At 58.3% G+C, this 25,707-nt stretch carries 23 protein-coding genes and 1 pseudogene; 5 read left to right on the forward strand and 19 right to left on the reverse strand.

What is annotated here, in order from left to right:
- Positions 1 to 112: 112 nt before the first annotated feature.
- The 3 genes from BK659_RS25515 to BK659_RS25525 all read right to left on the reverse strand — a co-directional run bounded on the left by BK659_RS25515 (position 113) and on the right by BK659_RS25525 (position 2,597).
- The gene (locus tag BK659_RS25515) at positions 113 to 1,192 is read right to left on the reverse strand and encodes a hypothetical protein (RefSeq protein ID WP_123428219.1); all 1,080 of its coding nucleotides are present in this window, start codon (positions 1,190 to 1,192) and stop codon (positions 113 to 115) included.
- A gap of 309 nt (positions 1,193 to 1,501) precedes the next feature.
- Complete coding sequence (locus BK659_RS25520; protein ID WP_123428221.1) at positions 1,502 to 1,906, reverse strand: DUF6124 family protein; 405 nt, start codon at positions 1,904 to 1,906, stop codon at positions 1,502 to 1,504.
- Between the two features lie 565 nt (positions 1,907 to 2,471).
- Positions 2,472 to 2,597, reverse strand: a complete 126-nt coding sequence (locus tag BK659_RS25525) for a nitroreductase family protein (protein ID WP_259740316.1) — start codon at positions 2,595 to 2,597, stop codon at positions 2,472 to 2,474.
- A 113-nt stretch (positions 2,598 to 2,710) separates the two neighbouring features.
- Here BK659_RS25525 and BK659_RS25530 point away from each other — a divergent pair.
- Positions 2,711 to 2,935: pseudogene (locus tag BK659_RS25530) on the forward strand (TolC family protein); the annotation flags it as partial.
- A 102-nt stretch (positions 2,936 to 3,037) separates the two neighbouring features.
- Here the strand turns inward: BK659_RS25530 and BK659_RS25535 are convergent.
- The 5 genes from BK659_RS25535 to BK659_RS25555 form a co-directional block, all read right to left on the reverse strand.
- Positions 3,038 to 4,108: a hypothetical protein gene (locus tag BK659_RS25535; protein ID WP_123428225.1), complete on the reverse strand. Its 1,071-nt coding sequence runs from the start codon at positions 4,106 to 4,108 to the stop codon at positions 3,038 to 3,040.
- 403 nt (positions 4,109 to 4,511) lie between these two features.
- Positions 4,512 to 6,479, reverse strand: a complete 1,968-nt coding sequence (locus BK659_RS25540; protein ID WP_123428227.1) for a multinuclear nonheme iron-dependent oxidase — start codon at positions 6,477 to 6,479, stop codon at positions 4,512 to 4,514.
- A gap of 16 nt (positions 6,480 to 6,495) precedes the next feature.
- Complete coding sequence (locus BK659_RS25545) at positions 6,496 to 7,656, reverse strand: aKG-HExxH-type peptide beta-hydroxylase (RefSeq protein ID WP_123428228.1); 1,161 nt, start codon at positions 7,654 to 7,656, stop codon at positions 6,496 to 6,498.
- A gap of 14 nt (positions 7,657 to 7,670) precedes the next feature.
- Positions 7,671 to 8,147, reverse strand: coding sequence for a GNAT family N-acetyltransferase (locus tag BK659_RS25550; RefSeq protein ID WP_123428231.1), 477 nt, complete (start codon positions 8,145 to 8,147; stop codon positions 7,671 to 7,673).
- Positions 8,148 to 8,260: 113 nt separating this feature from the next.
- On the reverse strand, positions 8,261 to 8,518 hold the full coding sequence (locus BK659_RS25555; protein WP_123428233.1) for an Os1348 family RiPP precursor: 258 nt from the start codon (positions 8,516 to 8,518) through the stop codon (positions 8,261 to 8,263).
- A 687-nt stretch (positions 8,519 to 9,205) separates the two neighbouring features.
- Here BK659_RS25555 and BK659_RS25560 point away from each other — a divergent pair.
- Complete coding sequence (locus tag BK659_RS25560; protein ID WP_404942549.1) at positions 9,206 to 10,390, forward strand: OprD family porin; 1,185 nt, start codon at positions 9,206 to 9,208, stop codon at positions 10,388 to 10,390.
- 150 nt (positions 10,391 to 10,540) lie between these two features.
- Positions 10,541 to 11,440, forward strand: a complete 900-nt coding sequence (locus tag BK659_RS25565) for a polysaccharide deacetylase family protein (RefSeq protein ID WP_123428238.1) — start codon at positions 10,541 to 10,543, stop codon at positions 11,438 to 11,440.
- 71 nt (positions 11,441 to 11,511) lie between these two features.
- On the opposite strand, the gene pcaC is transcribed toward BK659_RS25565, so the two are convergent.
- The 11 genes from pcaC to pcaR form a co-directional block, all read right to left on the reverse strand.
- On the reverse strand, positions 11,512 to 11,904 hold the full coding sequence (pcaC, locus tag BK659_RS25570) for a 4-carboxymuconolactone decarboxylase (RefSeq protein ID WP_123428240.1): 393 nt from the start codon (positions 11,902 to 11,904) through the stop codon (positions 11,512 to 11,514).
- Positions 11,905 to 11,914: 10 nt separating this feature from the next.
- Entirely contained in the window at positions 11,915 to 12,715 is an 801-nt protein-coding gene (pcaD, locus tag BK659_RS25575) for a 3-oxoadipate enol-lactonase (protein WP_123428242.1), read from the reverse strand.
- A 12-nt stretch (positions 12,716 to 12,727) separates the two neighbouring features.
- Positions 12,728 to 14,089 (reverse strand): 3-carboxy-cis,cis-muconate cycloisomerase, encoded by a 1,362-nt coding sequence (locus BK659_RS25580; protein WP_123428244.1) that lies wholly within the window; start codon positions 14,087 to 14,089, stop codon positions 12,728 to 12,730.
- A 48-nt stretch (positions 14,090 to 14,137) separates the two neighbouring features.
- Positions 14,138 to 15,433: an MFS family transporter gene (locus tag BK659_RS25585; RefSeq protein ID WP_123428246.1), complete on the reverse strand. Its 1,296-nt coding sequence runs from the start codon at positions 15,431 to 15,433 to the stop codon at positions 14,138 to 14,140.
- Positions 15,434 to 15,787: 354 nt separating this feature from the next.
- A complete protein-coding gene (gene pcaG, locus BK659_RS25590) occupies positions 15,788 to 16,354 on the reverse strand; it encodes a protocatechuate 3,4-dioxygenase subunit alpha (protein WP_123428248.1) in 567 nt (188 codons plus the stop codon).
- 1 nt (position 16,355) lies between these two features.
- The gene (pcaH, locus tag BK659_RS25595) at positions 16,356 to 17,060 is read right to left on the reverse strand and encodes a protocatechuate 3,4-dioxygenase subunit beta (protein WP_123428250.1); all 705 of its coding nucleotides are present in this window, start codon (positions 17,058 to 17,060) and stop codon (positions 16,356 to 16,358) included.
- 40 nt (positions 17,061 to 17,100) lie between these two features.
- Entirely contained in the window at positions 17,101 to 18,306 is a 1,206-nt protein-coding gene (gene pcaF, locus BK659_RS25600; RefSeq protein ID WP_185015480.1) for a 3-oxoadipyl-CoA thiolase, read from the reverse strand.
- Positions 18,303 to 19,085, reverse strand: a complete 783-nt coding sequence (locus tag BK659_RS25605) for a CoA-transferase subunit beta (protein ID WP_185015481.1) — start codon at positions 19,083 to 19,085, stop codon at positions 18,303 to 18,305. The genes pcaF and BK659_RS25605 overlap by 4 nt, the downstream gene beginning before the upstream one ends.
- On the reverse strand, positions 19,082 to 19,939 hold the full coding sequence (locus BK659_RS25610) for a CoA transferase subunit A (RefSeq protein ID WP_123428256.1): 858 nt from the start codon (positions 19,937 to 19,939) through the stop codon (positions 19,082 to 19,084). Before BK659_RS25610 ends, BK659_RS25605 begins: the two co-directional genes overlap by 4 nt.
- 194 nt (positions 19,940 to 20,133) lie before the next feature.
- Complete coding sequence (gene pcaK, locus BK659_RS25615) at positions 20,134 to 21,480, reverse strand: 4-hydroxybenzoate transporter PcaK (RefSeq protein WP_123428258.1); 1,347 nt, start codon at positions 21,478 to 21,480, stop codon at positions 20,134 to 20,136.
- 186 nt (positions 21,481 to 21,666) lie between these two features.
- Complete coding sequence (gene pcaR, locus BK659_RS25620) at positions 21,667 to 22,509, reverse strand: pca regulon transcriptional regulator PcaR (protein ID WP_123428260.1); 843 nt, start codon at positions 22,507 to 22,509, stop codon at positions 21,667 to 21,669.
- Positions 22,510 to 23,231: 722 nt separating this feature from the next.
- On the opposite strand from pcaR, the gene BK659_RS25625 reads away from it, so the two are divergent.
- Positions 23,232 to 23,432 (forward strand): hypothetical protein, encoded by a 201-nt coding sequence (locus tag BK659_RS25625; RefSeq protein ID WP_071551521.1) that lies wholly within the window; start codon positions 23,232 to 23,234, stop codon positions 23,430 to 23,432.
- 377 nt (positions 23,433 to 23,809) lie between these two features.
- On the forward strand, positions 23,810 to 25,285 hold the full coding sequence (locus BK659_RS25630; protein ID WP_123428262.1) for an inorganic phosphate transporter: 1,476 nt from the start codon (positions 23,810 to 23,812) through the stop codon (positions 25,283 to 25,285).
- Positions 25,286 to 25,707 lie beyond the last annotated feature (422 nt).

Below are 25,707 nucleotides of genomic sequence, written 5' to 3' on the forward strand. Positions count from 1 at the left end.
GCTCTGATAACACCAGCAAAAACGAAGCCCACCTGATGGTGGGCTTTTTTTCGGCTTGAAATTGGTGTTAAAGGCCTGTTGGTACTGCAAGTGAGAACGGCCCTGAAAGCGCTCAGGTTTTCAAGGGTGCCACCACGGTAAACCTCCAGACGTTTGACTCCGGTTTGTTGCCGTAATCCCCCACGAACTTAAGTGAGTGTTCTCCCGGCGCGAACGGCTTTAGCAACACACCCCACCATTCACCTGTAGGGAGAAAGACACCACCGCCGACACGGTCAGCACCATCAAAAAAAACGACCTCGCCTTCCGGCTCTCCCGTCGCCGTCACTCTCACCCGAGAGTCCGTTGTAGTGCCACCTTCAAGGATTGGTGTTCCCTTGGAGTCTGTCAGTGCAATGATTTTGGGAGTCGCCTGCTCGTTTGTCATGACGGTATAGGTTCGCACCGGGAAGCTGACTTCCTTGGACGGCCCCTGTATCTGATTGAATTTGACCCTGAACTCCAGCCTCACATGGCTGCCATTACGAAAATGCTTCAGATCTCGAAAGCGTGCCTGGACATCGCGATAAGCGGCACTTCCCCAAGGCTCGGCGTTGTCGCCCTTATCCCCCCACCAAGACAAGACAACAAGCCACCAATCTGATCCATCCGCCTGCTCTCCACGCACCCGCAATTCGACAAGCTGCCCAGACGCAATCAACGGCCACGTACTCAGCCTGATCGTACGGTCATGGGTCCCCTCAGTCAGGTCCCACACCTCCCCCTCTCCACCATCTTCCGCATCAAGCGCTCGTGGCATTGGCAGCCGCTCCTGCGGAATCGGCAACACGTTCAAGATCAACGGCTCTGAGTCTTTCTTCTCCCCCCCGCGTTCGACCTCATACCTGAAGGTGATCGTCTGCCCCAGGCTGAAGGCAATAATCGAGATCGGCAGGTTGACGGCTCTACGACCATCTGTGGTTACCAGTAACGACACCGAGGTGTATGACGCGTCCTTGTGGCTACCGGGTTCGGCAATGCAGCTGACAATGATTCGGTCGTTCTTGAGCAATCCCCCCAGAATCTCCACGGTCAAACGGCCATCGGCAGTGATCGGAAACAGGTCAACGCCATCGGGCGCTTGCCTGATGGTCGGTGCCTCAAAGTCCGGGAGGTCGACAAGCCTTTGTTCGGCAGTATTCAGCGAAGTCATGAACAAGCACCTGGGTCAGCGGAGGGTGTTGCCATCTAACGCCAATCGAAACCAAGCAGCTACTGTCAGAAATAACAGGTAGCGGCGAATTTCGACCAATGGTATCGGTGCTGCTGATCGGAGCACGAATAGAAAACCCGCTTTCTTGACTAATGTCTGTCGGTTAAATGTTGGCGGCCCAAAAGATCGCAGCCTCCGGCAGCTCCGCCGATTGAAGTGTCCCGCGTAGGAGCTGGCGCAGCCTGCGATCATTTGATGTTGATTTTCGGTATTCCCGTTACTGGCAAAAGATCGCAGCCTCGGCAGCTCCTACGCGGGTTCGGGTGGATCGAGGTGGTCCAGTGCGCGATTTACCGCCAACTCGGCCAAGGAAATCATCTGCTGAATCGCCAGCGCGGTATTGCGCTTGGGCCCTTCAAGCTCAAACGCCAGATCGCTGGCCATGACATTGGCCGAGGCAAGGGTTTCGCAGGCGTGGGCCAGCAGGGTTTCAGAGTCGACGTCGGGGGCGATGACGAAAATGCAGCCGGGGCGTCGGTCGGCCAGCAATGCCTTGGTCTCGGGTAGCACCAGGTAGTGATCGAGCGCACGGTGCGCGGCGGCGTGGAGTTCTTTTGAATCGAGGGAGGCGTAGGGGGAAACAGGGTCGGTTTCGGGAGGATTCGGCGTAAGTTTAGATCTATCGGGGTTCCCGTACTGGGCTGACCATCTCATTAGGGTGGCAGCTGTGCACAAGTTAGTAGACCGGTTAACCCACCAAAACCGGCGCGCCCGAGGGCGCCATGCGCACAGCCACCATCAAGTACAGGCAGAAACCTGACTGGATGACGCTCGTGCAACCGTTGGAAAGTTAACGCGGGCTACTAAACCCGATCACTGATGGTCAGTGACACGGAAACAATAGAGGCGACGACCAAAGCGCACAAGCCGGCGGATTCTGGCGCAGGTGTAGGCCGTGACGCAAGGCGCTGTAGCCTCTGATGGGCACTGCGTAGGCAAGCTTAAACACCCGTAGCAGCTGTCGAGCCCGCGAGGCTGCGTTCGGCCGCGAAGCGGTCGTAAAATCAAGCAACACGTTTTTTCAGACGTACCGCGTATACAGGATTTGCGAGGACTGCGTCCTCGAACGCAGCCTCGCGGGCTCGACAGCTGCTACGGGTTTACATACGCATTCGACTGCTCGGCGTAGGAGCTGCCGCAGGCTGCGATCTTTTGGGGGCACAGGCATTAGCTTTAATGACGGGTTTTATGGGGGGGCAATTTCAAATGACAGAACGCCTCACCCTCCAACCCCGTTGACCAGAAACACCGGTTCTTCCAGATAGTGGAGTCCCAGCCGGTTTTCGAACAGTTCATCGCGTAATGCCGCGGTGGTGAAACAGCCCAGGCCCAGGGCGGTGGCCACCAGTGAAAAGGTCTGACTCAGATGCCCGGCATCCATCAGCGCCACCCGCATTCAGACTCACGGGGCTTCCCGGGAAAGCAGCTCAAGCCCGTGGCGGCGTACCAAAATTACTACGCCTGGCCGAGCGTCGCTACCGCATCGGTGTCGACAGCAACCTGACCTTCCTCGACGCCCAGCGTCAGTTGTTCAGCGCGCAGCAATCGTTGATCACCGACCGCCTCTCGCAACTGCTCAGCGAAGTGAACCTGTACAAGGCCCTGGGGGGTGGCTGGAACGCGCAAACCGCGAAGAACGAGCCGGTGAAAGAAGAAGCACCGAAGCTGAAGATGTTCCGATAATCGCGTAAAAACGAAGCCCACCATTTGGTGGGCTTTTTTTTCGGCTTGAAATCGGTGTTAAAGGCCGGTTGGTACTGCAAGTGAGAACGGCCCTGAAAGCGCTCAGGTTTTCGAGGGTGTCACCACGGTAAACCTCCAGACGTTTGACTCCGGTTTGTTGCCGTAATCCCCCACGAACTTAAGTGAGTGTTCTCCCGGCGCGAACGGCGCATGTAACGCACTCTCCCATGTACCTGTAGCACTAAAGGCACCGCCACCGACACGGTCAGCATCATCAAAAAAAACGACCTCGCCTTCCGGCTCTCCCGTCGCCGTCACTCTCGCCCGAGAGTCCGTTGTAGTGCCACCTTCAAGAATGGGTGTTCCCTTGGAGTCTGTCAGCGCAATAATTTTGGGAGTCGCCTGCTCGTTTGTCATGACGGTATAGGTTCGCACCGGGAAACTGACTACCCTGGGTGAATTCCTGATCTGATTGAAATTGACCTCGAACACCGACGCCACAGCGCTGCCATTACGAAAATGCTTCAGATCCTGGAAACGTACCTGGACATCGCGATAAGCGGCATTACCCCAAGGCGCTGCATTGTCTCTAGACGAAGCAAGAACACTGGCCCACCAACGTGATCCGTCCGCTTGCTCGCCTCTCAGATAAAAAGTAACAAGCTGCCCCGGCGCAATCAGCGGCCACGTATCCAGTCGAATCGTGCGGTCATGGGTCCCTTGCGTCAGGTCCCACACCTCCCCCTCTCCACCCTCTTGCGCATCGAGCGCTCGTGGCATGGGCAGCCGCTCCTGCGGAATCGGCAACACGTTCAAGATCAACGGCTCTGAGTCTTTCTTCTCCCCCCCGCGTTCGACCTCATACCTGAAGGTGATCGTCTGCCCCAGGCTGAAGGCAATAATCGAGATCGGCAGGTTGACGGCTCTACGACCATCTGTGGTTACCAGTAACGACACCGAGGTGTATGACGCGTCCTTGTGGCTACCGGGTTCGGCAATGCAGCTGACAATGATTCGGTCGTTCTTGAGCAATCCCCCCAGAATCTCCACGGTCAAACGGCCATCGGCAGTGATCGGAAACAGGTCAACGCCATCGGGCGCTTGCCTGATGGTCGGTGCCTCAAAGTCCGGGAGGTCGACAAGCCTTTGTTCGGCAGTATTCAGCGAAGTCATGGACAAGCACCTGGGTCAGCGGAGGGTGTTGCCATCCAACACCAATCGACACCGCGCAGCTACTGTCAGAAATAACAGGTAGCGGCGGATTCCGACCAATGGCATTGGTCCTGCTGATCGGAGCACGAATAGAGAGCCCGCCTTTATGACTAATGCCGGAAAGTTAAGGGCTTTCAGGCCAGGCACATTCCCCGTAGCAGCTGGCGAAGCCTGCGTTCGGCGGCGTAGCCGTCGTAAATTCGGCATACACGGATTACTGGAAGACCGCATTGCATGATTTTACGGCCGCTTCGCAGCCGAACGCAGGCTTCGCCAGCTGCTACGGATTGCGTACTGGCTTAACTGACTGGCATTAGCCTTCATCACCGGCTTCTATCGGGCCAATTTAAACTGACAGAACGCCTCACCCTCCAACCCCATTGACCAGAAACACCGGCTCCTCCAGATAGTTGAGTCCCAGCCGGTTTTCGAACAGTTCATCGCGTAATGCCGCGGTGGTGAAACAGCCCAGGCCCAGGGCGGTGGCCACCAGCGAAAAGGTCTGACTCAGATGCCCGGCATCCATCAGCGCCACCCGCAGTGCCCGGCTGAACTGGTATTTCCAGGCCATCCGCTCGACCCGCGCCGTGGAGACAAACACCGCCGCTGCGCCCTTGATCCACGGCTGTGCGCCACAGGCTTCGTTGATCCAGACCCGCGGGTCTTCCCGGGAAAGCAACTCAAGCCCATGACGGCGTACCGAATAGTGGTAAAGACCGCGTTCGAAACCTTGCACATTCATCAGCACCGCATAGACCTCCGTGCCCTGCAGCGAACCGCCGGCCGGTGAGGTTTTCTTCAGGAAGTAGTCGCCCATGCGGTTCTGTTCCATGACCGTCGCACCCCAGGTGTAGTAGAGCAACAGGGACAGATTCTGCGCGCTCAACGGTTGATCACTGAAGGTTCGCGATGTGCGGCGGTCGCACAGCGAATCGAGCAATGTCGATTGAGCGATCGCGCAGGAAGGCACCAGCAGCGGGTTTTCCAGGGCAATGAACGGATGGGACAAATAATCCTTGAACGCCGACGGCTGACGTCGCGCCGAAGCCTTTTGCTCAAGCTGCGTTTCCAGATCGCTGACGCTGATGTAGGGCGTGTGCGACCCGGTCCGGGTACTCAGGTAAAACTCCAGCGCAACGTCCCAATGGGTCCAAAGGCTGGCCGGGTGGCTACGCTCAACGGAAGTGTCAGATGGCGTCTCGACCGGCTGCAAGACACCCAGGCTGACCAGTTCCCGCAGGAACGCCAGATTGTCGTCCTGCTCGGGACTCTGCATAACGCCCGGCAGCAACAAGGCACTGCCCAGTGTCTGGGGAGTCAGGAAGTGGCGCAGCAACGGCAGAAACATCACAGCGAATTCCAGACTCAGGTCCCACTGCCGATCGCGGATAAAAAACGATGCCGAGCCGACGCTGAGCCAGGTGCTTTCCCTGAGTTTCAACAGGGTTTGTGCACCCTCCGACGGTGTTTCTTGCACGCCCGGCTGATCGTGCCCCTGCCAGGACAACGCCTTGGGTCTCAAGGACTTGATGGCCGTGATCAACGTCAACAGTTCTGCGTCATCGGTTTTACGGGAAATATCCCACTCAAGGGTGATCGCTTTCACCGGTGATGAATCAAACAAGTGACGCAAGATGTCCCAATCCCGCCGCGGATGGCCGGTATGTATTTCAATCAGCCGGTCCAGCGGCAGCGAACGCAAGTAGTTGTTCAGGTCGTAACCCAGGGATCTGGCGGTCGCGATCGCGCTGTCGAGGTCCAGCAGAAAGCCCGAGCCACTGCGCTCCACCACCCTGGAGATGAACGCTCCTTCAGATTGTTCTTGTGCATCGCGCAACGAAAACAACCGCGGCGCGTTTTCCAGAACCAGCAGCGTTGCCGTGAGGTCACGCAATTCAATGGCGTTGGCCACCACCGTGTCAGCCACCTCTTGGGCCAGGGTCGGTAAAATGAAGTGCTGAGTGTCACCACCGTGAAACCGTGACCAGGAAATATGCTCGGCCAGCCAAGGCGAGCGGGTTTTCTCGCACAGCCGCCGAGTCATTTGCAGAAACTCGCGGTCCATCGCGATGCCCACGCTGCCCAGGGACAAACTGGAAGAATGCAGCAAGCTCGGTACTTGCGCACCGAGCTCAAGCAGACGCGGTTCCAGAATGCAGTGCGTCGGTTGAAACTCGACATAATCGAAGTATGGCAAACCCTCAGCGAGAATCCGTTCGACGGTCGGGTCGAGCCCCTCTTCCGATAACTCATCCTGAGGCGTGTGCCGTGGCAAATGGTATTCCAGCCCGACGCCAGCCTCGGGAAATTGCGAAGCATCAAACATCGCCATGTTTGCCTCCCTGGCGTCAACCGGTCAGGCCCAGCATGCGATTAGCCCCCGCCGCAGCCCCCGATATCGCCAATAGCCCGGCGTATTGACTTTCCAGCGCTCTGACTTCTTTGATCAGGTTTCCCAGCAGTTGGCGCCCTTGAGGTGTGAAATCCGTGCTGGCGTCGAAATCGGGCAACGCCTTGATCAAGCCTTGCAGGATGAACACCAGCCGTTTTTGCGCCCGTTGCAGTTCATGGGGCGAGCGCGAGCGAACCCGTCCCAGGTATTTGACCAGCGCGACATACACGAAAAACGCATGAAAATAGCCATAGAGGTCACGCTTCTGCCCCGACCACGGCAAGGTGAACAACGCCTCCCGCGAGGTCTCATCCTTGACGACCGGGCACACTTCGACAATGTTGTAGAGCAACTGATGAGTGGCCTCATGCACCAGCGACTCTTCCAGGTCGAGTATCGAATCATCCCGGCTTGATACGAGGATGATCCCGGTGAAACGCGAAGCCGAACAGCTTCGAAATAAACCATCAGGCAAATAGCAAATGGACTTGACCAGTTTTCTAAACTGTTCGCGGCAGGCGGGCCACGTGTGTTCTATCCGCAACAAGGCAATATTCACCACATCGCAAAAGAAACGCACGGAATGACCATGACGCTCCAATTGTTTACGGGTTGCTTCATCTTCCGGAAATTCATAACTAGGCGGCGCCACTCTCATCACCAACGGATCAACATCAAACCGATACACGGGAGGGCAATAATCATTCATGTGAACACTGTCGGTTTTTTTCACTCGTGCCAGCATCAGTGGAAACTCGATCAACAGTTGCTCTAACGCATCGGTATTCGCCGCCTTTTTCGTGATGACCAAGTTGGCATAATGAGTGGTCAACACACTCCACACTTGAAACACCGGATCATTAATAATCACGCGCTGCTCGCGGGTCGGCGGCACGATAAGATTAAACGCCTGCTCGAAAAATTCCGCCACCTGCGGAGCATCGGGAAACAGTTGAAAAAGTTCGGAGTACAGCGCAACAAAGCTCGTGTAGCGATTCCGGCTGACACGCTCCAGTAATACTTCAAATCGTGAAAGCTCCGTGTCCGGCAGGAATGTCGTGCCCTGAAACAACTCGTCATCGGATAGCTCACGCAGACCACTGTTCCCGATTTCCATTTTTCAACCTTCCCTTAGGTAGGCGGCAACGGCTTCGCCATCGTCAGACTGGCGATGCCATACCCTGATTGTTCATAAAGACGACGCGCCGCAGCGTTGCGACCAAAGACATGCAGTCGCACTTCTTCGCATCCCGCCTGACGTGCCCATGACTCGAGGGCCAACAGTGATTGCTTTGCATAACCCTGGCGGCGCTCTCCGGGGTTAATGTAAATATCCAGAATGAAGGCACTCTTGCCGGCACCGGTGCGGCGCTCGGCGACCCACAACTCGCCAATGCGACGCTCTTGATCCTTGATCACCCAGAGCTGGTTTTTTTCAGTCAGTCGCCCTTGCGGCAACAATTGTTCGAAGACACTTCGGGCCTTTTGCGACGCTTCCTCCCGGGCCCATTCACCCGCGACGAGCATACCGTCGCCATATTCGGCAACGGCTCTTTCGGCGAACCTGACAAAGTCCGCGTTATCCATTGGAGCCAAGATGACAGACATCAGTCATTCACTCCGCGCTCGGCCGCTTTGCTTCATGACATTTCATAAAGCCATTCGGCGTACCACCGTGAAAGACCCACCTTTCGGGGCACGCCAAATGACATCACCGGCCTTTAATCCATGCGCGCTTGCTGTTGCTGGGTATCAAATATCGCACTCGGTCCCAGATCGCTTCGAATACTGGCAGAGGCGGCCGACAGTTTTGCAGCATCAATGCCTTTAACCGCCGCAATTTCATCAGCACTTAGATGCACACCGACATTTTTAGCTGCCGTGGCAGGATCATTGTGAAGTGCATCGGCAAAACCCGGATCCAACACGGCACGTCCAACAACCGTGGCCAAGGTCTGCTGATTGACTTTATTGCTCATGGTACTTCTCCTTGTTATTTCCGCATGACGAAAACGTACCTCCTGACGACGCACGAGACTTTTCCTTGCCCGCCCTGAGGACTTTGAATATAGCAAGGCCTCTGCTCTTTTCCAGCCATACCCATGGCTCCCTTTAAACCGTTTCACGATAATCGATAACACCGTTTCTTAAGGTTAACTGGCAATGATCGACAGTCGTTTAATGAAAGTAATAACTGTAGGAAACAGCTTACAACCAAAGTAATAAATACTTCTATTTAACACCCATCAAAGAACACCAGCGCCATTAATAGAACACAAAGCCGAACACCCATTATTGACCCGAACAACTATGGGATTTAATTAACAATATTTCATACCGCCATGCGACCGGACGGGTGTCGATTAGTGTTCGTTAATCGCCCAAAACCCCGTTCATCTGATTGAATCCCGTCGTCGATCCCCTGCACCATTCCCTCGCACCTACAAAAACCAATAACAACAGGTTCGACACCATGATTGCGCACCCCGCCCGCTCCGGCTAATTGCGCCGACCACGCCCTCGCGAATTTTTTTTTGACTGCAACCCCAAGGTTGCGGCTGCGCCCTGCTGCATCCCTAACAATTAGAGAAACCGAGCACATGAAGCCATTCACTCTGACAACCGCCCTTATTCTGCCGAGCCTGCTGACCGCGACTCTGCCCGTCATGGCTCAGGAATCGGGTTTTCTCGAAGACGCCAGCGCCAACCTGAACCTGCGCAACTTCTACTTCAACCGCAACTTCACCAACCCGACCCATGCGCAGGGCACGGCGGCAGAATGGACGCAAAGCTTCATCCTCGATGCCAAATCCGGGTTCACCCAGGGCACCGTCGGTTTCGGCATGGACGTATTGGGCCTGTACTCGGTGAAACTCGATGGCGGACGCGGCACCGGGGGCACGCAGTTACTGCCGCTGGACCACGATGGGCGCCCGGCCGATGACTTCGGGCGTCTGGGTGTGGCCTTCAAGGCGAAGCTGTCCCGGACCGAGTTGAAAGTCGGTGAGTGGATGCCGGTGTTGCCGATCCTGCGTTCGGACGATGGGCGTTCGTTGCCGCAAACCTTTCGCGGTGGGCAGATCACCTCAAAGGAAATCGACGGCCTGACGCTCTACGGTGGTCAGATGCGCGGCAACAGCCCGCGTGACGACAGCAGCATGAGCGACATGTCGATGACCGGCAAACCCGCCGTCACGTCCGACCGTTTCAACTTCCAGGGCGCCGAATACAGCTTCAACGACAAGCGCACGCAAATCGCCGTGTGGAATGCCCAACTCAAGGACATCTACAGTCAGCAATTCCTCAACCTGGTCCATACCCAGCCATTGGGTGACTGGACCCTCGGCGCCAACCTGGGCTTTTTCTATGGCAAGGAAGACGGCAACGCACGGGCCGGCGAGCTTGATAACAAAACCTGGTCCGGGCTGTTCTCGGCCAAATATGGTGGCAACACCTTCTATGTCGGCTTGCAGAAACTCACTGGCGACAGTGCCTGGATGCGGGTCAACGGCACCAGCGGCGGGACGCTGGCCAACGACAGCTACAACTCAAGCTACGACAACGCCCAGGAGAAATCCTGGCAATTGCGCCACGACTACAACTTCGCCGCCGCAGGCATTCCCGGCCTGACCCTGATGAACCGCTACATCAGCGGCGACAACGTGCACACCGGGACCGTCACCAACGGCAAGGAATGGGGCCGCGAGACCGAAGTCGGCTACACCGTGCAAAGCGGCAGCCTGAAAAACCTCAACGTCCGGTGGCGTAACTCGACCATGCGTCGGGATTACAGCAACAACGAATTCGACGAAAACCGCCTGATCGTCAGCTATCCGATCAACCTGCTCTGACTCGATAAAAATACCGCGAGTACATGAACCGTTCAGCCCCGTTATGCTCCTATGGAGACTTCCATAGGAGCGACGGTCTTGCGGTGCGGTGAATAACTGCGCGCCGACAGTCTGCATTCATCCTGATCTGTCGTAGGCCAAAGCAAAATCATGAAACTGATCGCTGCTGTCTTATCAGTCCTTGCCATTATGGTCGGCCTCAGCGGCTGCATCGGCCCGCCGATCGAACTGACCCCGAAGACCGCACAGATTTTGCGTTCGACCCCGCCGATCCGTTTTCTGCTGACCTTCGACGATGGTCCAAGCGCGTCCGGTTTTTTCAATCCAACAACTGCCGTTCTCGACGTACTTGCCAACAACCCGATTGAGCCGGGCATCAAGGCCGTGTTCTTCGTGCAGACACAAGCCTCCCGCGCCGGTGGCAGCGAACTGGGCCGCACAATCATGCAGCGTGAACATGCTGAAGGCCACATCCTGGGCTTCCATACCGCTACGCCGGGGCATACCAATCACCGCTCGCTCTCCCCGGAAGAACTCGAACGGTCGCTCACCCAAGGCTCTGCGGACATAGCGTCGATCACCGGCAGCCCGCCGATGCTGTTGCGCCCACCGTTCTGGAATTACGACAAACGCACGTTCGCCGCGTATCAACAACATGGCTTGCAGGTGTTGCTGACCGACCTGAGCGCCAATGACGGCAAAATATGGGGCTTCAATGGCAGCCCACGCCGACGTGCCAACATGCTGAGGCAAATGTCGGAGGTGCGCGAACGGATAGCGGCCGGAGAACTGCCGACGGTTGATGGCGTCATTCCGGTGGTCGTGACGTTTCACGACCTCAATCGCTACACATCCTGGCATATGGAGGAGTATCTACAGATACTCCTCGACAGCGCCCGCGAGACCGGCGTGACCACCGCCACCAAACCTTTTTACGACGAACATGTAGCCTTGCGAGATGCGGCTCTGGCCCGCACGGTTCGTGATGCCAACCAACCGGTGCATTTGCCAGGCATTTGGAGTTGGTTCTGGGACAGTAATTCCCATTGAGCCATACCGTGTAAACGGGAACTCCTCGGAGGCATTGCAGCCCTGACAGTCGTGTCAGGGCATAGGGAGCGTTACTCGCGCGATTCAACGCCCAACTCGTCCCACACCGACTCGGCCAGGTGGAAAGTCGCATTGGCCGCCGGGATGCCGCAGTAGATTGCGCTCTGCATCAGCACTTCCTTGATCTCGGCGCGGGTGACGCCGTTGTTCGCCGCGCAACGCAGGTGCATTTTCAGCTCTTCGTTGCGGTTCATGCCGATCAGCATGGCAATGGTGATCAGGCTGCGGGTGTGGCGTGGCAGACCGGGACGGGTCCAGATGTCACCCCAGGCGTGGCGGGTGATCATTTCCTGAAATTCCGAATTGAACTCGGTCAGGGTTGCCAGGCTGCGATCGACATGGGCATCGCCGAGCACTGCACGACGCACTTGCATGCCGTCGGCGTAACGTTGTTTCTCGTCCACAAATCGCTCCTCAGATAGACTTTTCAGCCAACAGAAAACTCAGCACCCGGTCACTGAACGCACTGCCGGCCTGAACGTTGGACAAATGGGCGGCGTAGAACTCGGCGTACTCGGCGCCCTTCACTTGCTCTTGAATAAAGTGCCCGCCCGAAGGTGGCGTGACCGCGTCTTCGGTGCCGGCGATGACCAGGCTCGGCACGTTGATCAAGGACAGTTGCTCGCGGAAGTCGGCATCGCGTACCGCCGCGCAATTGGCTGCATAACCTTGCGGTGAAGTGGCGGCGAGCATGTCGGTGATCTGCTTCGCTACCGCCGGATTGGCTTGCGCAAAGTCCGGGGTAAACCAACGGGCAATCGACGCATCGCGCAGCGCGACCATCGCCGCCGGACCGTCGCGCAGGACGGTTTCGATACGCGAGTTCCAGCCGGAAGGATCACCGATCTTCGCTGCGGTATTGCACACCACCAGTTTGTGCAGACGCTCGCCGGCGTTGATCCCCAGCCACTGACCGATCAACCCGCCCATGGACAGACCGCAAAAATGGGCGCGCTCGATTTTCAGGGCATCCAGCAATGCCAGCACGTCACGGCCCAACTGCTCGATGCTGTATGGCCCCGGCGTCACCAGCGAACGGCCATGACCACGGGTGTCGAAACGCAGCACCCGAAAGTGTTCGGTGAGCGCCGGAATCTGCACGTCCCACATGTGCAGGTCAGTGCCCAGCGAGTTCGACAGCACCAGCACCGGGGCGTGTTCCGGACCGTCGAGTTGGTAGTTCAGTTCGCCGTCGGCGAGTTGTACGAATCCCACAGAAATTCTCCTTCAGGCAGTCAGGGCAAAATGTTCGGCCAGCGCACGCTCAACCCAGGTTTGAGCCTGACCGAGGTAGTGCGCAGGGTTCATCAATTGATCGAGTTCAGCGCTCGAAAGCTCGGCGGTCACGTGCGGCTCATCACCGAGCACCGCACGCAAATGTCGCTGCTCGGCCACCGCGCGCTTGCAGCACAGTTCCAGCAGATGGTGCGCGCTGTCGCGACCGATCCGTTGGGCGAGAACGATGCTCACTGCTTCGGCCAGCACCAGGCCTTGGGTCAACTCAAGGTTCTTCGCCATGCGCCCAGCGTCGACCTCCAGCCCTTCTGTTATCAACAGCGCTTGCTGCAACGCGCCGGACACCAGGCAACAAATTTCCGGCAAGGTTTCCCACTCGGCATGCCACAACCCCAGGCTGCGTTCGTGCTCTTGAGGCATGGCGCTGAACAGTGTCGACAGCAATCCGGGAATGCGGGTCGCAGCACCGATCAGCACCGCCGCGCCCACCGGGTTGCGTTTGTGCGGCATGGTCGAGGAGCCGCCCTTGCCCGGCGCCGAGGGTTCGAAGACTTCCGCCGCCTCGGTCTGCATCAGCAGGCTGATGTCGCGGCCCAGTTTGCCGAGGCTGCCGGCGATCAATCCAAGCGCCGCGCCGAACTCCACCAGACGATCACGTTGGGTGTGCCAGGGTTGCTCCGGCAACGTGAGTTGCAGCTCCTGCGCCAGTGCTTCGGCAATTGGCATGGCCTGCTCGCCGAGGGCTGCGAGGGTTCCGCTGGCGCCACCAAATTGCAGCACCAACAGGCCCGGCTTGAGTACTTGCAAACGTTGCCGACTGCGGGTCACCGCTCCCAGCCAACCGGCGATTTTCATTCCCAGCGTGACCGGCGTCGCATGTTGCAGCCAGGTACGTCCGGCCATTGGCGTGAGCACATGGCGCCGGGCCTGGATCGCCAACGCTTCACCAAGTCGCGCCAGATCGGTCTCAATCAAATGCAGTGCCTGACGCAGTTGCAGCACCAGGCCGGTGTCCATCACATCCTGGCTGGTCGCACCCAGATGCACGTAACGTTCGGCGTTCTGATCATGCGCGGCGATCTGCTTGCCCAGCGCCTTGACCAACGGAATCGCCGAGTTACCGGCAATCGCTATCGCCTCGCCAAGGGCAGAAAAGTCATAGTGCTCGGCTCGGCAGGCCGCCTCGATCGGTGCAACCGCAGACGCCGGAATCAGTCCGACCCGCGCCTCGGCCCGGGCCAGTGCCGCTTCGAAATCGAGCATGGCCTGAACCCGGCCCTGATCGCTGAACACCTCACGCATATTTCGAGCCGTGAAATAGGCATCGAACAATTGATTGCCCGGTCGTTGCATAGGGATTCCTTACGCGGAGCGCGCCCGATTCAGGCGCGCCCCGACAAGTCAAAGATCGTTTTCCAGATACGCTGCCCGTTTCGGCAAACGCAGGCTGAACAGGAAGGCAACCGCCATCATCACCGTCACGTACCAGTAGAAATAGTTCTCCACACCTACTGACTTCAGGCTCAACGCCACGTACTCCGCCGAACCGCCAAATATCGCGTTCGCCACCGCGTAGGCCAGGCCCACCCCCAGCGCACGGACTTGTGGCGGGAACATTTCGGCTTTCACCAGACCGCTGATCGAGGTGTAGAAACTCACGATCGCCAGTGCCACGGTGATCAGCCCAAACGCCAGGAACGGACTGGTCACGGACTTCAAGGTCAGCAGGATCGGCACGGTGAACAACGTCCCCAGGGCACCGAACCAGAGCATCGAATTACGCCGGCCAATCTTGTCCGCCAGCATGCCGAAGAATGGCTGCATGCACATATAAAGGAAGAGCGCGCCGGTCATGATGTAACTGGCGGTCTTGGCGGGCATCCCAGCGGTGTTCACCAGGTACTTCTGCATATAGGTGGTGAAGGTGTAGAAAATCAGCGAACCACCGGCGGTGTAGCCAAGCACGGTAATAAAGGCGGCGGTGTGGTTCTTGAACAGCGCGGCCATGCTGCCGGCGTCCTTGTCTGCGCGCATTTCCTTGCTGGTGGTCTCTTTCAGCGAACGACGCAGGAACAGCGAAATCAATGCCGCGACAGCGCCGACCACGAACGGAATCCGCCAGCCCCAGGCACGCAGGTCGTCCTCAGTCAGGAACTGTTGCAGGATCACCACCAATGACACTGCCAGCAACTGACCACCGATCAAAGTCACGTACTGGAACGAAGCGAAGAAACCGCGCTGGCCCTTGAGCGCGACTTCACTCATGTAGGTCGCGGTGGTGCCGTATTCACCGCCCACCGACACGCCCTGGATCAGGCGAGCCACCAGCAGCAGGATCGGCGCCCAGACGCCGATGTCCTTGTAGGTCGGCAGGCAGGCGATCAGCAGTGAGCCGGCGCACATCATCAGCACCGAAATCATCATCGAGTTCTTGCGCCCGTGCTTGTCGGCCACCCGGCCAAACAGCCAGCCGCCGATGGGACGCATCAAAAACCCGGCGGCGAACACCCCGGCGGTGTTAACCAGTTGCACCGTAGGGTTGTCGGAAGGGAAAAACGCCGGGGCGAAATAGATCGCGCAGAAGGCGTAAACATAGAAGTCGAACCACTCGACCAGATTGCCGGAAGACGCCCCGACAATCGCAAAGATCCTTTTGCCACGCTCTTCAGCGGTGTAGAGGCTGGTTATTGTTGTCATGTTTTTTCACTCAATGGGGACAGTGAGAGTCTAGACATACTTTGCAACACCCCCGTTTCACAGAAATAAAACCCCGTGATGAGGAGGCAAACCCTAATGCCGGTAAGTGAAGGGATATCAGGTTCGGCACATTCCCCGTAGCAGCTGGCGAAGCCTGCGTTCGGCTGCGCAGCAGTCGTAAAATCTGACACCACGGTTTTTCAGGTTAACCGTGTAGGCAGGATTTACGGCCCCGTTTCACAGATGCCGAAAAGGATCGCAGCCTGCGGCAGCTCCTACGGGAGAAACACGCGCCCCCCGTAGGAGCTGCCGAAGGCTCGGGCCGCGTTCGGACGATCTTTTGACCTTAATCTCTCAATAATCGAAAAACACCGTCTCGGCATCAGTGCCCTGCAAGATCACATTCCACTGCAACGTGCCCGTCCCATCGGCTTTCGCCATCAAGGTCGTGCGACGCTCTTCCGGCACACAAGCCAGCAGCGGGTCGCTGGCGTTGGCCGGTTCACCGTCAAAGTAGATTCGCGTCAGCAAGTGCTTGACCAGGCCTCGGGCAAAAACCAGTACCACCAGATGCGGCGCTTGTGTGCTGCCCTTGAGCCCTGGCACCGTCCCCGGTTTGATGGTGGTGAAACGGAACCGTCCTTCTGCGTCTACCGGCACCCGGCCAAACCCTTCGAAATTCGGGTCCAGCGGTTTGTCCTGCGCGTCTTCTGGATGGTCATACTTGCCAGCGGCGTTGGCCTGCCAGACTTCCAGCATCGCGTCGTTGACGAAATCGCCGTTGCCATCGACCACCTGCCCGGTGATCGTTACACGCTTGCCAAGCGTTTCTTCGTTGGTCAGATTTTCGCGGTTCAACCAGGTCAGACCGATGTGGTAATACGGCCCGACCGTGTGGGACGTCGTCGCGTTCAGCGTCATCTTATTTCTCCATCGGCGTGGCATCGCGGCCGCGCAAAACGATGTCCCAGCGATAACCGAGGGCGTAGGACGGAATGGTTTTTTCCAGGTCGAAACTGGCGATCAAGCGTTCTTTGGCGCTGGTATCCGGCACGCAGTTGTAAATCGGGTCGTAGGCCAGCAGCGGATCACCCGGGAAGTACATCTGGGTGACCAGCCGGGTCAGTATGCTCGGCCCGAACAGTGAGAAATGGATATGCGCCGGGCGCCAGGCGTTGTGGTGATTGCCCCACGGGTAAGCGCCAGGCTTGATGGTCTGGAACTGGTACCAGCCATCGGCGTCGGTCACGGTGCGACCGGTACCGGTGAAGTTCGGGTCCAGCGGCGCGTCATGCAGATCACGGTCATGGTTGTAGCGACCGGCGGCGTTGGCCTGCCAGATCTCCAGCAAAATCCCCGGCACTGGCAAGCCGTTCTCATCCAGCACGCGGCCGTGAATGATGATCCGCTCACCCAAAGGCTCGCCCTGATGTTGGGCGGTCAGGTCGTTGTCCCGCTCTTGCAGGAACTCGGCGCCGATAGTCGGACCGGTGATTTCCGACAATGAGTGAGGCAAAAATACCAGCGGCCTGGACGGCGAACGACGGTTGGTCGATTGATAGGCTGGGTGCAAATATTCCGGCTGAGTGCCCGCTTGCGGACGACGATAACCAGGCTTGTCAGTCATGAAACTGTCCTCTTTTCTTGTTCGATAGCGCTGGTGCGCGTCAGACCCGTTCGATTGCCAGTGCCAGACCTTGGCCAACGCCAACGCACATGGTCGCCAGCGCTTTCTTGCCACCGGTCTTTTCCAACTGATGCAGCGCCGTCAGCACCAACCGCGCACCGCTCATGCCCAACGGATGGCCCAAAGCGATGGCGCCACCGTTCGGGTTGACCTGCGCCGCGTCGTCGGCCAGACCGAGTTCACGCAACACCGCAAGGCCCTGGCTGGCAAAGGCTTCATTGAGTTCGATCACATCAAAATCACTGACCGCCACGCCCAGGCGTTCGGTCAACTTGCGTACCGCCGGCACCGGGCCGATGCCCATCACCCGCGGCGCGACGCCGGCGCTGGCCATGCCCAATACCCGAGCACGGGCAGTCAGACCGTGTTTTTTCACGGCTTCGGCGGACGCGAGTATCAGCGCTGCCGCACCGTCGTTCACGCCCGAGGCATTGCCAGCCGTGACGGTCTTGTCCGGGCCATTGACCGGTTTGAGTTTGCTCAGGGTTTCCAGGGTGGTGTCGGCGCGTGGATGCTCGTCCTGCTCGACCACGCTTTCACCCTTCTTGTGGGCAATGCGCACCGGAACGATTTCTTCGGCGAAATAGCCTGCTGCTTGCGCGGCCGCCGTCCGTTGCTGACTGCGCAGCGCGAAAGCGTCCTGATCCGCGCGGGAAACCGCGTAATCGTCGGCCACGTTATCGCCGGTCTGCGGCATCGCATCGACGCCGTACTGAGCTTTCATCAACGGGTTGATGAAGCGCCAGCCGATGGTGGTGTCTTCCAGTTTCATGTTGCGCGAGAACGCCGCATCGGCCTTGCCCATCACGAACGGTGCGCGAGACATCGACTCGACGCCGCCAGCAATCGCCAGCTCCATCTCACCGCTGGCAATCGCCCGGAACGCCGTGCCGATGGCGTCCATGCCCGAGGCACACAGTCGATTGAGGGTCACGCCGGGAATGCTTTCCGGCAACCCGGCCAGCAGCAATGCCATGCGCGCCACGTTGCGGTTGTCCTCGCCGGCCTGGTTGGCGCAACCGAGGAACACCTCGTCCACTGCGCTCCAATCGACGCTCGGGTTGCGCTCCATCAGTGCCTTGATCGGCACGGCGGCCAGATCGTCAGCGCGAACCGTCGACAAACCACCGCCAAAACGGCCGATGGGGGTGCGAATCGCATCGCAGATATAAACCTCGCGCATCAGGCTTCTCCCGGTGCTTGGCCATGGGCGGCAGCGGTACGCGCTTCAAGATCGCGCAGCGCGGCCAACTCGATGTCGGTCGGTTCAGCGGTGTACTCCACCTGATCGGCAAAGCGGATGGCCCAACCGGTGGCGGCGATCACTTGCTCGCGGGTCACGCCTGGGTGCAGTGCGGTGACCACGAATTCGTTGCTGCCGGCTTCCGGTTCCATGATGCACAGGTCAGTGATGATCCCCACGGGACCGGCGCCCGGCAGGCCGAGACGCTTGCGCGAGTCGCCGCCTTCGCCATGACCGACCGAGGTAATGAAGTCGAGTTTGTCGACAAACGAACGAGCCGACTGCTTGAGGATGATCAACACGCTTTTCGCCGAGCCAGCAATCTCCGGTGCACCGCCGGCACCCGGCAGACGGACTTTCGGCTGATGGTAATCGCCGACCACGGTGGTGTTGATGTTGCCAAAACGGTCGACCTGAGCGGCACCGAGAAAACCGACATCAATGCGCCCGCCTTGCAGCCAGTAGCGAAAAATCTCACCGGTCGGGACTACGGTGTCAGCGGTTTCCGCCAGCTCGCCGTCACCGATCGACAGCGGCAATACCGTCGGCTTGGCACCGATCGGACCCGATTCGTAGATCAGGACTACGTCTGGAGAGGAAGTCAGGCGTGCCAGGTTGGCCGCTTTCGACGGCAGGCCGATGCCGACGAAGCACACCGAGCCATTCTTCAGTCGGCGAGCGGCGGCGACGGTCATCATTTCATTGGTGGAGTAAGCCATTATTGAGCCTCCATTGCAGCGGCCAGCTTGGCCTGGAATTCACTGAAGTCAGCGCTGCCGTGGATGTATTCGTTGATCCACGCAGTGAAGGTTTCACGGTCGCGGGCAATTGGGTCCCAGGCCTGATAGAAGCGGTTGTCGCGCTCGGTGTAACCGTGGGCGTAGGACGGATGCGCGCCGCCAGGAACATGGCAAACCGCACTCAAGGCCCAGGTTGGCAAGACGCAGGCATTCATCGGCGCGTTCAGGTCGTCGACGATTTCTTCAACCGTGACGATGCAACGCTTGGCGGCCAATGCGGCTTCCTTCTGCACACCGAGAATGCCCCAGAGCAAGACATTGCCCTTGCGATCGGCCTTCTGCGCGTGGATCACCGTGACGTCCGGGCGCACCGATGGCACCGCCGCCAGCACTTCACCGGTGAACGGGCAGGTCACGCTTTTGATCAACGGGTTGACCTTCGGCAAGTCGGAACCGGCGTAAGCCCGCAGCACTGCAAACGGCAGGCCGGAGGCGCCGGCAACGTAGGCATTGGCCAGGTCGGCGTGGCTGTGTTCTTCGATTTCCAGCGCATGCGGCCATTGTTTTTCGACGGCATCGCGCAGACGGTGCAGCGAACCCACGCCCGGGTTACCGCCCCAGGAGAAAATCAGCTTGCGAGCGCAACCGGCACCGATCAGTTGGTCGTAGACCAGATCAGGGGTCATGCGCACCAGCGTCAGGTCTTTCTTGCCCTGACGAATGATTTCATGACCCGCTGCGGTCGGAATCAAGTGAGTGAAGCCTTCGAGCGCGACGGTATCGCCGTCGTTGACGAATTGCTTCACCGCGTCGTGCAGCGAAAGGATTTCAGCCATGGGGTTGGACTCCCGATTCTCAGTAAACCGATGTGGAGGACAAGGCGCGATGAGCAGCGCCGGAATGACTGAAGATTAAGCCGCCGAAAAAGCCCAAACAATCCGATAATCGACTAAGCGTTCGTTTATCGAACAGATTGTTGTCAGGCTATCGGTTCCGTACTCCCCCAAAAGATCGCAGCCTCCGGCAGCTCCTACGTCGCATCCGCATGGCTGACCATGCCTTTGATCACCACCGCCGTGGTGGCCAATGCCGCCGGAATCACCAACGCGGTCAGTACCTGTTCGAAGTTCCAGCCCAGGCCCAACAACGTAGCGCCCATCCAGGCGCCGAGAATCGCCCCGAAACGGCCGATCCCGAGCATCCACGACACGCCAGTCGCCCGGCCTTGAGTCGGATAGAAGCGCGCCGCCAGCGACGGCATCCCCGATTGCGCGCCGTTGACGCACATCCCGGCGACCAGCACCAACGTTGCCAGCAGCGTGATGTTGCCCAGGCTCTGCCCTACAGCGTAGGCAAACACCCCAGCCAACAAGTAGAAAGTGCCGATCACCTTGTGCGGATTGAACCGGTCCATCGCCCAACCCACCGCCACCGCACTCAATACGCCGCCAAACTGGAACAGCGCGCCAATGAACGCCGCCTGCTCCATGCTCGCGCCGCTGTCACGCATCAGGGTCGGCAACCAGCTGGTCAGCAGATAGACGATGACCAGCCCCATGAAATAGGTCAGCCACAGCAACAACGTCCCGGTGCTATAGGTGCCGGAGAAAATCACTGCGAACACGTTGCGGGCCTTTACGGTTTTCTGTTCGGGCACGCTGAAACTCGATGCCTGGGCGACAACCGCCGGGTCAATCGGCGCCAGCGCCTTGCGCACCTTGTCGGTTCCACGATTGCGCACCACCAGGTAACGCGCCGACTCCGGCAACCACAGCAACAGCACCACCCCGAGGATCAACGGCAGAATCCCGCCAATCAGCAACAGGCTGTGCCAGCCGAACGCCGGGATCAGCTTGGCCGAAATGAAACCGCCGCCAGCCATGCCCAGGTTGAAGCCGCAAAACATGCTGGTCACCAACAGGGACTTTTTGCGTTCCGGGGTGTATTCCGACAGCAGCGTAGTGGCGTTCGGCATACCGGCGCCCAGGCCGAGTCCGGTCAGGAAGCGCAGCACCAGCAACTGATCGACGTTAGTGCTGTAAGCCGAGGCCAGACTGAAAGCACCGAACAACAGCACTGCGCCGACCAATACGACTTTTCGTCCAAAACGGTCAGCCAGCGGTCCAGAGCCCAGTGCGCCGAAGACCATGCCGATCAGCGCCGCACTCATCACCGGGCCGAGGCTGGCGCGGTCGATGCCCCAATCCTGAGACAGCGCCGGAGCGATAAACCCCATGGCCGCTGTGTCCAGACCATCGAGAAACACAATCAGGAAACACAGGATCACCACCCGCCATTGATAGCGCGACAGCGGTTGGGCATTGATAAAGGACTGCACATCGAGGCAATTCCCGACAGCGGATTGAGGCTGGTTCATTATTTTTATTCCAGGCAAGAAACGCAGGCGAACACGTGCTGGCAATCGCCGCTTCATTATTATTGGGTCGTTATCCGGCGCCTGGCTGTGTGGCCAACAGCAGCGGATGACGCTGCCGCGACATTAATGAGGGAAGGGAAACAGCGTCAATTCGCCAAACGCGAGTCTGTGCGTTTATCGAACAGCTTACGCAAACAGCTGAGCACTCAACTCCCGACTGGCGCTCAACAATCCTGGCAAAAAACGCTGCTCCAGTTCGTTGCGGCTGACACGCCCGGCATGCGTGCTGACGTTCAGCGCAGCCAGCACCTGACCGGATGCGTCGTACACCGGAACGGCAATCGAGCGCAGGCCTTGCTCAAGCTCCTGGTCGACAATGCACCAGCCTTGCTGCCGAACCTCCTGAAGACATTCGAACAACGACTCGCGCGTATGCAGGGTGCGGCTGGTCTTGGCCTGCAGTTCGGCATGTTCGAGGTAGTCGTGCAGCGAAGCATCGTCCAGTGCTGCCAGAAGGATCCGACCCATGGAGGTGCAATAAGCCGGTAAACGCCCGCCCACCGACAGGTCGACGGAAATCAAACGCTGGGTCGTTGCCGAACGGGCGATGTACAAGATGTCATCACCTTCCAGCGTGGCCATGTTGCAAGCCTCGTGCAGCTGCTCGCTCATGCGGTCCAGGTACGGCTGGGCCGACACCGCCAACGGCGTCGAGGACAGATAGGCATGGCCGAGGGTCAGGACTTTGGGCAACAGCGAATAGGTTCGACCGTCGGTGGTCGCATAACCGAGTTTGATCAGCGTATGCAGGCAACGACGTACGGCGGCGCGGGGAATTTCCGTGCGATGGCTAATCTGTGCGATGGTCAAATGCCGCTTGCGCTCCTGGAAGGCTTGCACCACCGCCAGGCCACGGGCCAGGGAAGTCATGAAGTCCGGATCGCCGGTGAACGCCTGAATTCGCTTGGCTGGCGAGGCAACGATCGGCGGCGCCACTGAAGCAAAGGAATTACGCAATTGATCGTTCATTTCAGGTCATTCCCCAGAGTTCGACAGCTATTACAAGCTGCTCCGGATCGCAAGCACAAGCATGAGCAGCCAAGGTTGGGCGATTATCGAACCATTAATCGATAATCGCAATCAACTGACTGGAGGGCTATATAGGATGAGGGCTAGGGGCGACCGTGTGTACGTTTCCTATAAAGCACGGAATCTTTCATTACAGATTTTCACACTTTTGCTGACACTGAATAACAGCCGCGTTCTAATCCACTCAATGTGGACGACTTAATGGCGCCAGGAAACGGGTCTGTAAAGACATTGCCAAACTGTGCACTTGCGCACAAAACTTGCGGGCAACAAAACAAATTCACAGGACGAAGCACTTTTAAGTTATTCGAGATAGTGTTCTGCCGATCGGCCGCTATAATGCACTTCAGTGATGACCGCGTTTTTTTGCAACTACCGGATCCAATCACTCAGGCAGTGCGAGGTTTCAACCCCGCTTCCTGCTCGTAAGCGCTTGACGCTCATTTCGAATGCCCGGCCAATGCGTTTGCAAAAAACAAGAAAACTGATGCTACGTCAGTGGTTCTGCTCTGGTGCCGTGGCCGCCTGCAAGAAGGAAGCTGTCAAGCACAACGCTGTCAGAATGGGTGTCTTGCCGGACACTCTGCTCGAGACGCTTGTGACCGACACAACGAAAGCAGTGCGTATCACCAGAATTTATCTCAACTCAATTAGGTAACACTGTGACGAAAGACGAACTGCGCGCGGAACTTGAGCGCCAGGAACAACGTTACAAGGAAGTTTACGGCGGGGAAGTCACCACCTACGCCGCTCAACCTGACCCGGAACGTAAACCTTGGCGTAAACGCGCCAGCATCCTCGATCAGGCCTTTACCCAGGAACTGCAGAAGATGGAAAAAGAACTCAAAGCCGAAGAGCCGTAATCGCTCCGGTTTGAGATCTTCCGGGCCTGCGTCGCCTTCAGCCACACGCTGAGTGGATTGGCGCTCCATATCGCGCCTGCTAAAAGCGGGCGATTGCCACCTCATTCCCACCGAATGAGGTAAATGGCGCTTGGCTGGCCCTCCTTACAGATATTTCACACACCCATTTCAGCTTCCCGTCGAAGCAACTGAAATGCCGACATGCGCCACAACCACCAATGAAATCAAAGGCTTGAAAAGCCTACGACAACGCTGGGGTTTAGGGCCCTGTTACACACTAAATCGTTGAAGAATGTAACCGATGAGCAGCAAGTGCATTGATTAGCAGGGTTTTCTGGCATAATCGCGCCCCCTTATGACCGGGTCAGAAAACCTTCATGATCGATTTATTCAGCGGACTGGATGCTTGGGTGCTTGTGAGCCTCTTGCTCGCCCTGGCCTTTGTCCTCGCCTTCGAGTTCATCAACGGCTTTCATGACACCGCTAACGCGGTTGCCACTGTTATCTACACCAAAGCCATGCCGCCTCATCTGGCAGTGTTCTTTTCCGGTGTGTTCAATTTCCTCGGCGTGTTGCTGGGCGGCGTTGGCGTGGCGTATGCCATCGTCCACCTGCTGCCGGTAGAGCTGCTGATCAATGTGAATACCGGCCACGGGCTAGCAATGGTGTTCTCGTTGCTCGCTGCGGCCATCACCTGGAACCTGGGGACCTGGTACTTCGGTATCCCGGCCTCCAGCTCTCATACCCTGATCGGTTCGATCCTGGGTGTGGGTCTGGCGAACGCGCTGATCAACGACATTCCATTGGCTGACGGTGTTAACTGGCAGAAAGCGATCGATATCGGCGCATCCTTGGTGTTCTCGCCAATAGCCGGTTTCCTGGTGGCCGCGTTGGTGCTGATTGGCCTGAAATGGTGGCGTCCACTGTCCAAGATGCACAAGACACCGGACCAGCGCCGCAAGGTTGATGACAAGAAACACCCGCCGTTCTGGAACCGTCTGGTTCTGGTGATCTCGGCGATGGCGGTGAGCTTCGTACACGGTTCCAACGATGGCCAGAAAGGCATCGGCCTGATCATGCTGGTATTGATCGGTATCGTACCGGCACAGTTCGTACTCGACCTGAGCAGCACTACTTACCAGATCGAACGGACTCGCGATGCGACCCTGCACCTGAGCCAGTTCTATAAGCGCAATGCCGATACTCTGGGTGAATTCCTGGCGCTGGGCAAAAGCCTGGATGGCGATTTGCCGGAAAAATTCCGCTGCAACCCGCAACAGACCGAACCAACTATTTCCGCCCTGCTCGGCACCCTCAAGGGTGTAGCGGACTACCACTCGCTGTCGCAGGAAAGCCGCATCGAAGTGCGTCGCTACCTGCTCTGCCTGGACGACACGGCGAAGAAAGTCGGTAAGTTGCCTGGCCTCGAAGCCCGCGAAAAGGCTGACTTGGACAAGCTGCGTAAAGACCTGACCACCACCACTGAATACGCCCCGTTCTGGGTGATTCTGGCGGTCGCCCTGGCGCTCGGCCTGGGCACCATGGTCGGCTGGAAACGCGTGGTACTGACCATCGGCGAGAAGATCGGCAAGCAAGGCATGACCTACGCTCAGGGCATGTCGGCGCAGATCACCACTGCGGGCATGATCGGTCTGGCGAACATCTTCAGCCTGCCGGTATCAACCACCCACGTACTGTCTTCGGGTGTGGCCGGGACCATGATCGCCAACAAAAGCGGCCTGCAAGGCGGCACCGTGAAAACCATCCTGCTGGCCTGGGTCCTGACCCTGCCGGCGACGGTGGCCCTGTCGGCCGGCTTGTTCTGGCTGGCATCGAAGGCCCTTGGTAGCTGATTCATAGCCGTACAAAAAAGGCGCGCCCTCCCGTAGGTCGCGCTTTTTTTATGCCCGCGCGTCCCAAAAGATCGCAGCCTTCGGCAGCTCCTACGGGGATTCCCACCCACAATGCAGTGACGCGCCCAAACCAATCAGGCCAACTGTCAGGCCGCCAGGGTCAAAAGATCGCAGCCTGCGGCAGCTCCTACGAAGATCATCACCAGCGGCGCGCCTTTACCACTCAGGCCGGCTGTCAGGCCGCCGTGCTTTGCTTTTGATCTGCCCGCCCCTTTGGGAGGCCGAGTGGAGGTGTTCATCAGGGGGTGGGCGCGCAGCGCCGTACGGCGCAGCCGGACACATCGAGAGGAGGTCGTCGCGCAGCAGACCGTAGGCGATGCCCCCTGATGAATGCCGGAGCGAGGGAACGCCGAGCCTAAGCG

The sequence above is a fragment of the Pseudomonas brassicacearum genome (assembly GCF_003732225.1).
GTDB lineage: Bacteria > Pseudomonadota > Gammaproteobacteria > Pseudomonadales > Pseudomonadaceae > Aquipseudomonas > Aquipseudomonas brassicacearum_E.

What these genes read in the sequence shown, in the direction of transcription:
- BK659_RS25515 (WP_123428219.1), bottom strand. Translation starts at nt 1,192, where the DNA reads ATGACTTCGCTGAATACTGCCGAACAAAGGCTTGTCGACCTCCCGGAC.
- BK659_RS25520 (WP_123428221.1), bottom strand. Translation starts at nt 1,906, where the DNA reads ATGAGATGGTCAGCCCAGTACGGGAACCCCGATAGATCTAAACTTACG.
- BK659_RS25535 (WP_123428225.1), bottom strand. Translation starts at nt 4,108, where the DNA reads ATGACTTCGCTGAATACTGCCGAACAAAGGCTTGTCGACCTCCCGGAC.
- BK659_RS25540 (WP_123428227.1), bottom strand. Translation starts at nt 6,479, where the DNA reads ATGGCGATGTTTGATGCTTCGCAATTTCCCGAGGCTGGCGTCGGGCTG.
- BK659_RS25545 (WP_123428228.1), bottom strand. Translation starts at nt 7,656, where the DNA reads ATGGAAATCGGGAACAGTGGTCTGCGTGAGCTATCCGATGACGAGTTG.
- BK659_RS25550 (WP_123428231.1), bottom strand. Translation starts at nt 8,147, where the DNA reads ATGTCTGTCATCTTGGCTCCAATGGATAACGCGGACTTTGTCAGGTTC.
- BK659_RS25555 (WP_123428233.1), bottom strand. Translation starts at nt 8,518, where the DNA reads ATGAGCAATAAAGTCAATCAGCAGACCTTGGCCACGGTTGTTGGACGT.
- BK659_RS25560 (WP_404942549.1), top strand. Translation starts at nt 9,206, where the DNA reads ATGGCTCAGGAATCGGGTTTTCTCGAAGACGCCAGCGCCAACCTGAAC.
- BK659_RS25565 (WP_123428238.1), top strand. Translation starts at nt 10,541, where the DNA reads ATGAAACTGATCGCTGCTGTCTTATCAGTCCTTGCCATTATGGTCGGC.
- BK659_RS25580 (WP_123428244.1), bottom strand. Translation starts at nt 14,089, where the DNA reads ATGCAACGACCGGGCAATCAATTGTTCGATGCCTATTTCACGGCTCGA.
- BK659_RS25585 (WP_123428246.1), bottom strand. Translation starts at nt 15,433, where the DNA reads ATGACAACAATAACCAGCCTCTACACCGCTGAAGAGCGTGGCAAAAGG.
- pcaG (WP_123428248.1), bottom strand. Translation starts at nt 16,354, where the DNA reads ATGACGCTGAACGCGACGACGTCCCACACGGTCGGGCCGTATTACCAC.
- pcaH (WP_123428250.1), bottom strand. Translation starts at nt 17,060, where the DNA reads ATGACTGACAAGCCTGGTTATCGTCGTCCGCAAGCGGGCACTCAGCCG.
- BK659_RS25610 (WP_123428256.1), bottom strand. Translation starts at nt 19,939, where the DNA reads ATGGCTGAAATCCTTTCGCTGCACGACGCGGTGAAGCAATTCGTCAAC.
- pcaK (WP_123428258.1), bottom strand. Translation starts at nt 21,480, where the DNA reads ATGAACCAGCCTCAATCCGCTGTCGGGAATTGCCTCGATGTGCAGTCC.
- pcaR (WP_123428260.1), bottom strand. Translation starts at nt 22,509, where the DNA reads ATGAACGATCAATTGCGTAATTCCTTTGCTTCAGTGGCGCCGCCGATC.
- BK659_RS25630 (WP_123428262.1), top strand. Translation starts at nt 23,810, where the DNA reads ATGATCGATTTATTCAGCGGACTGGATGCTTGGGTGCTTGTGAGCCTC.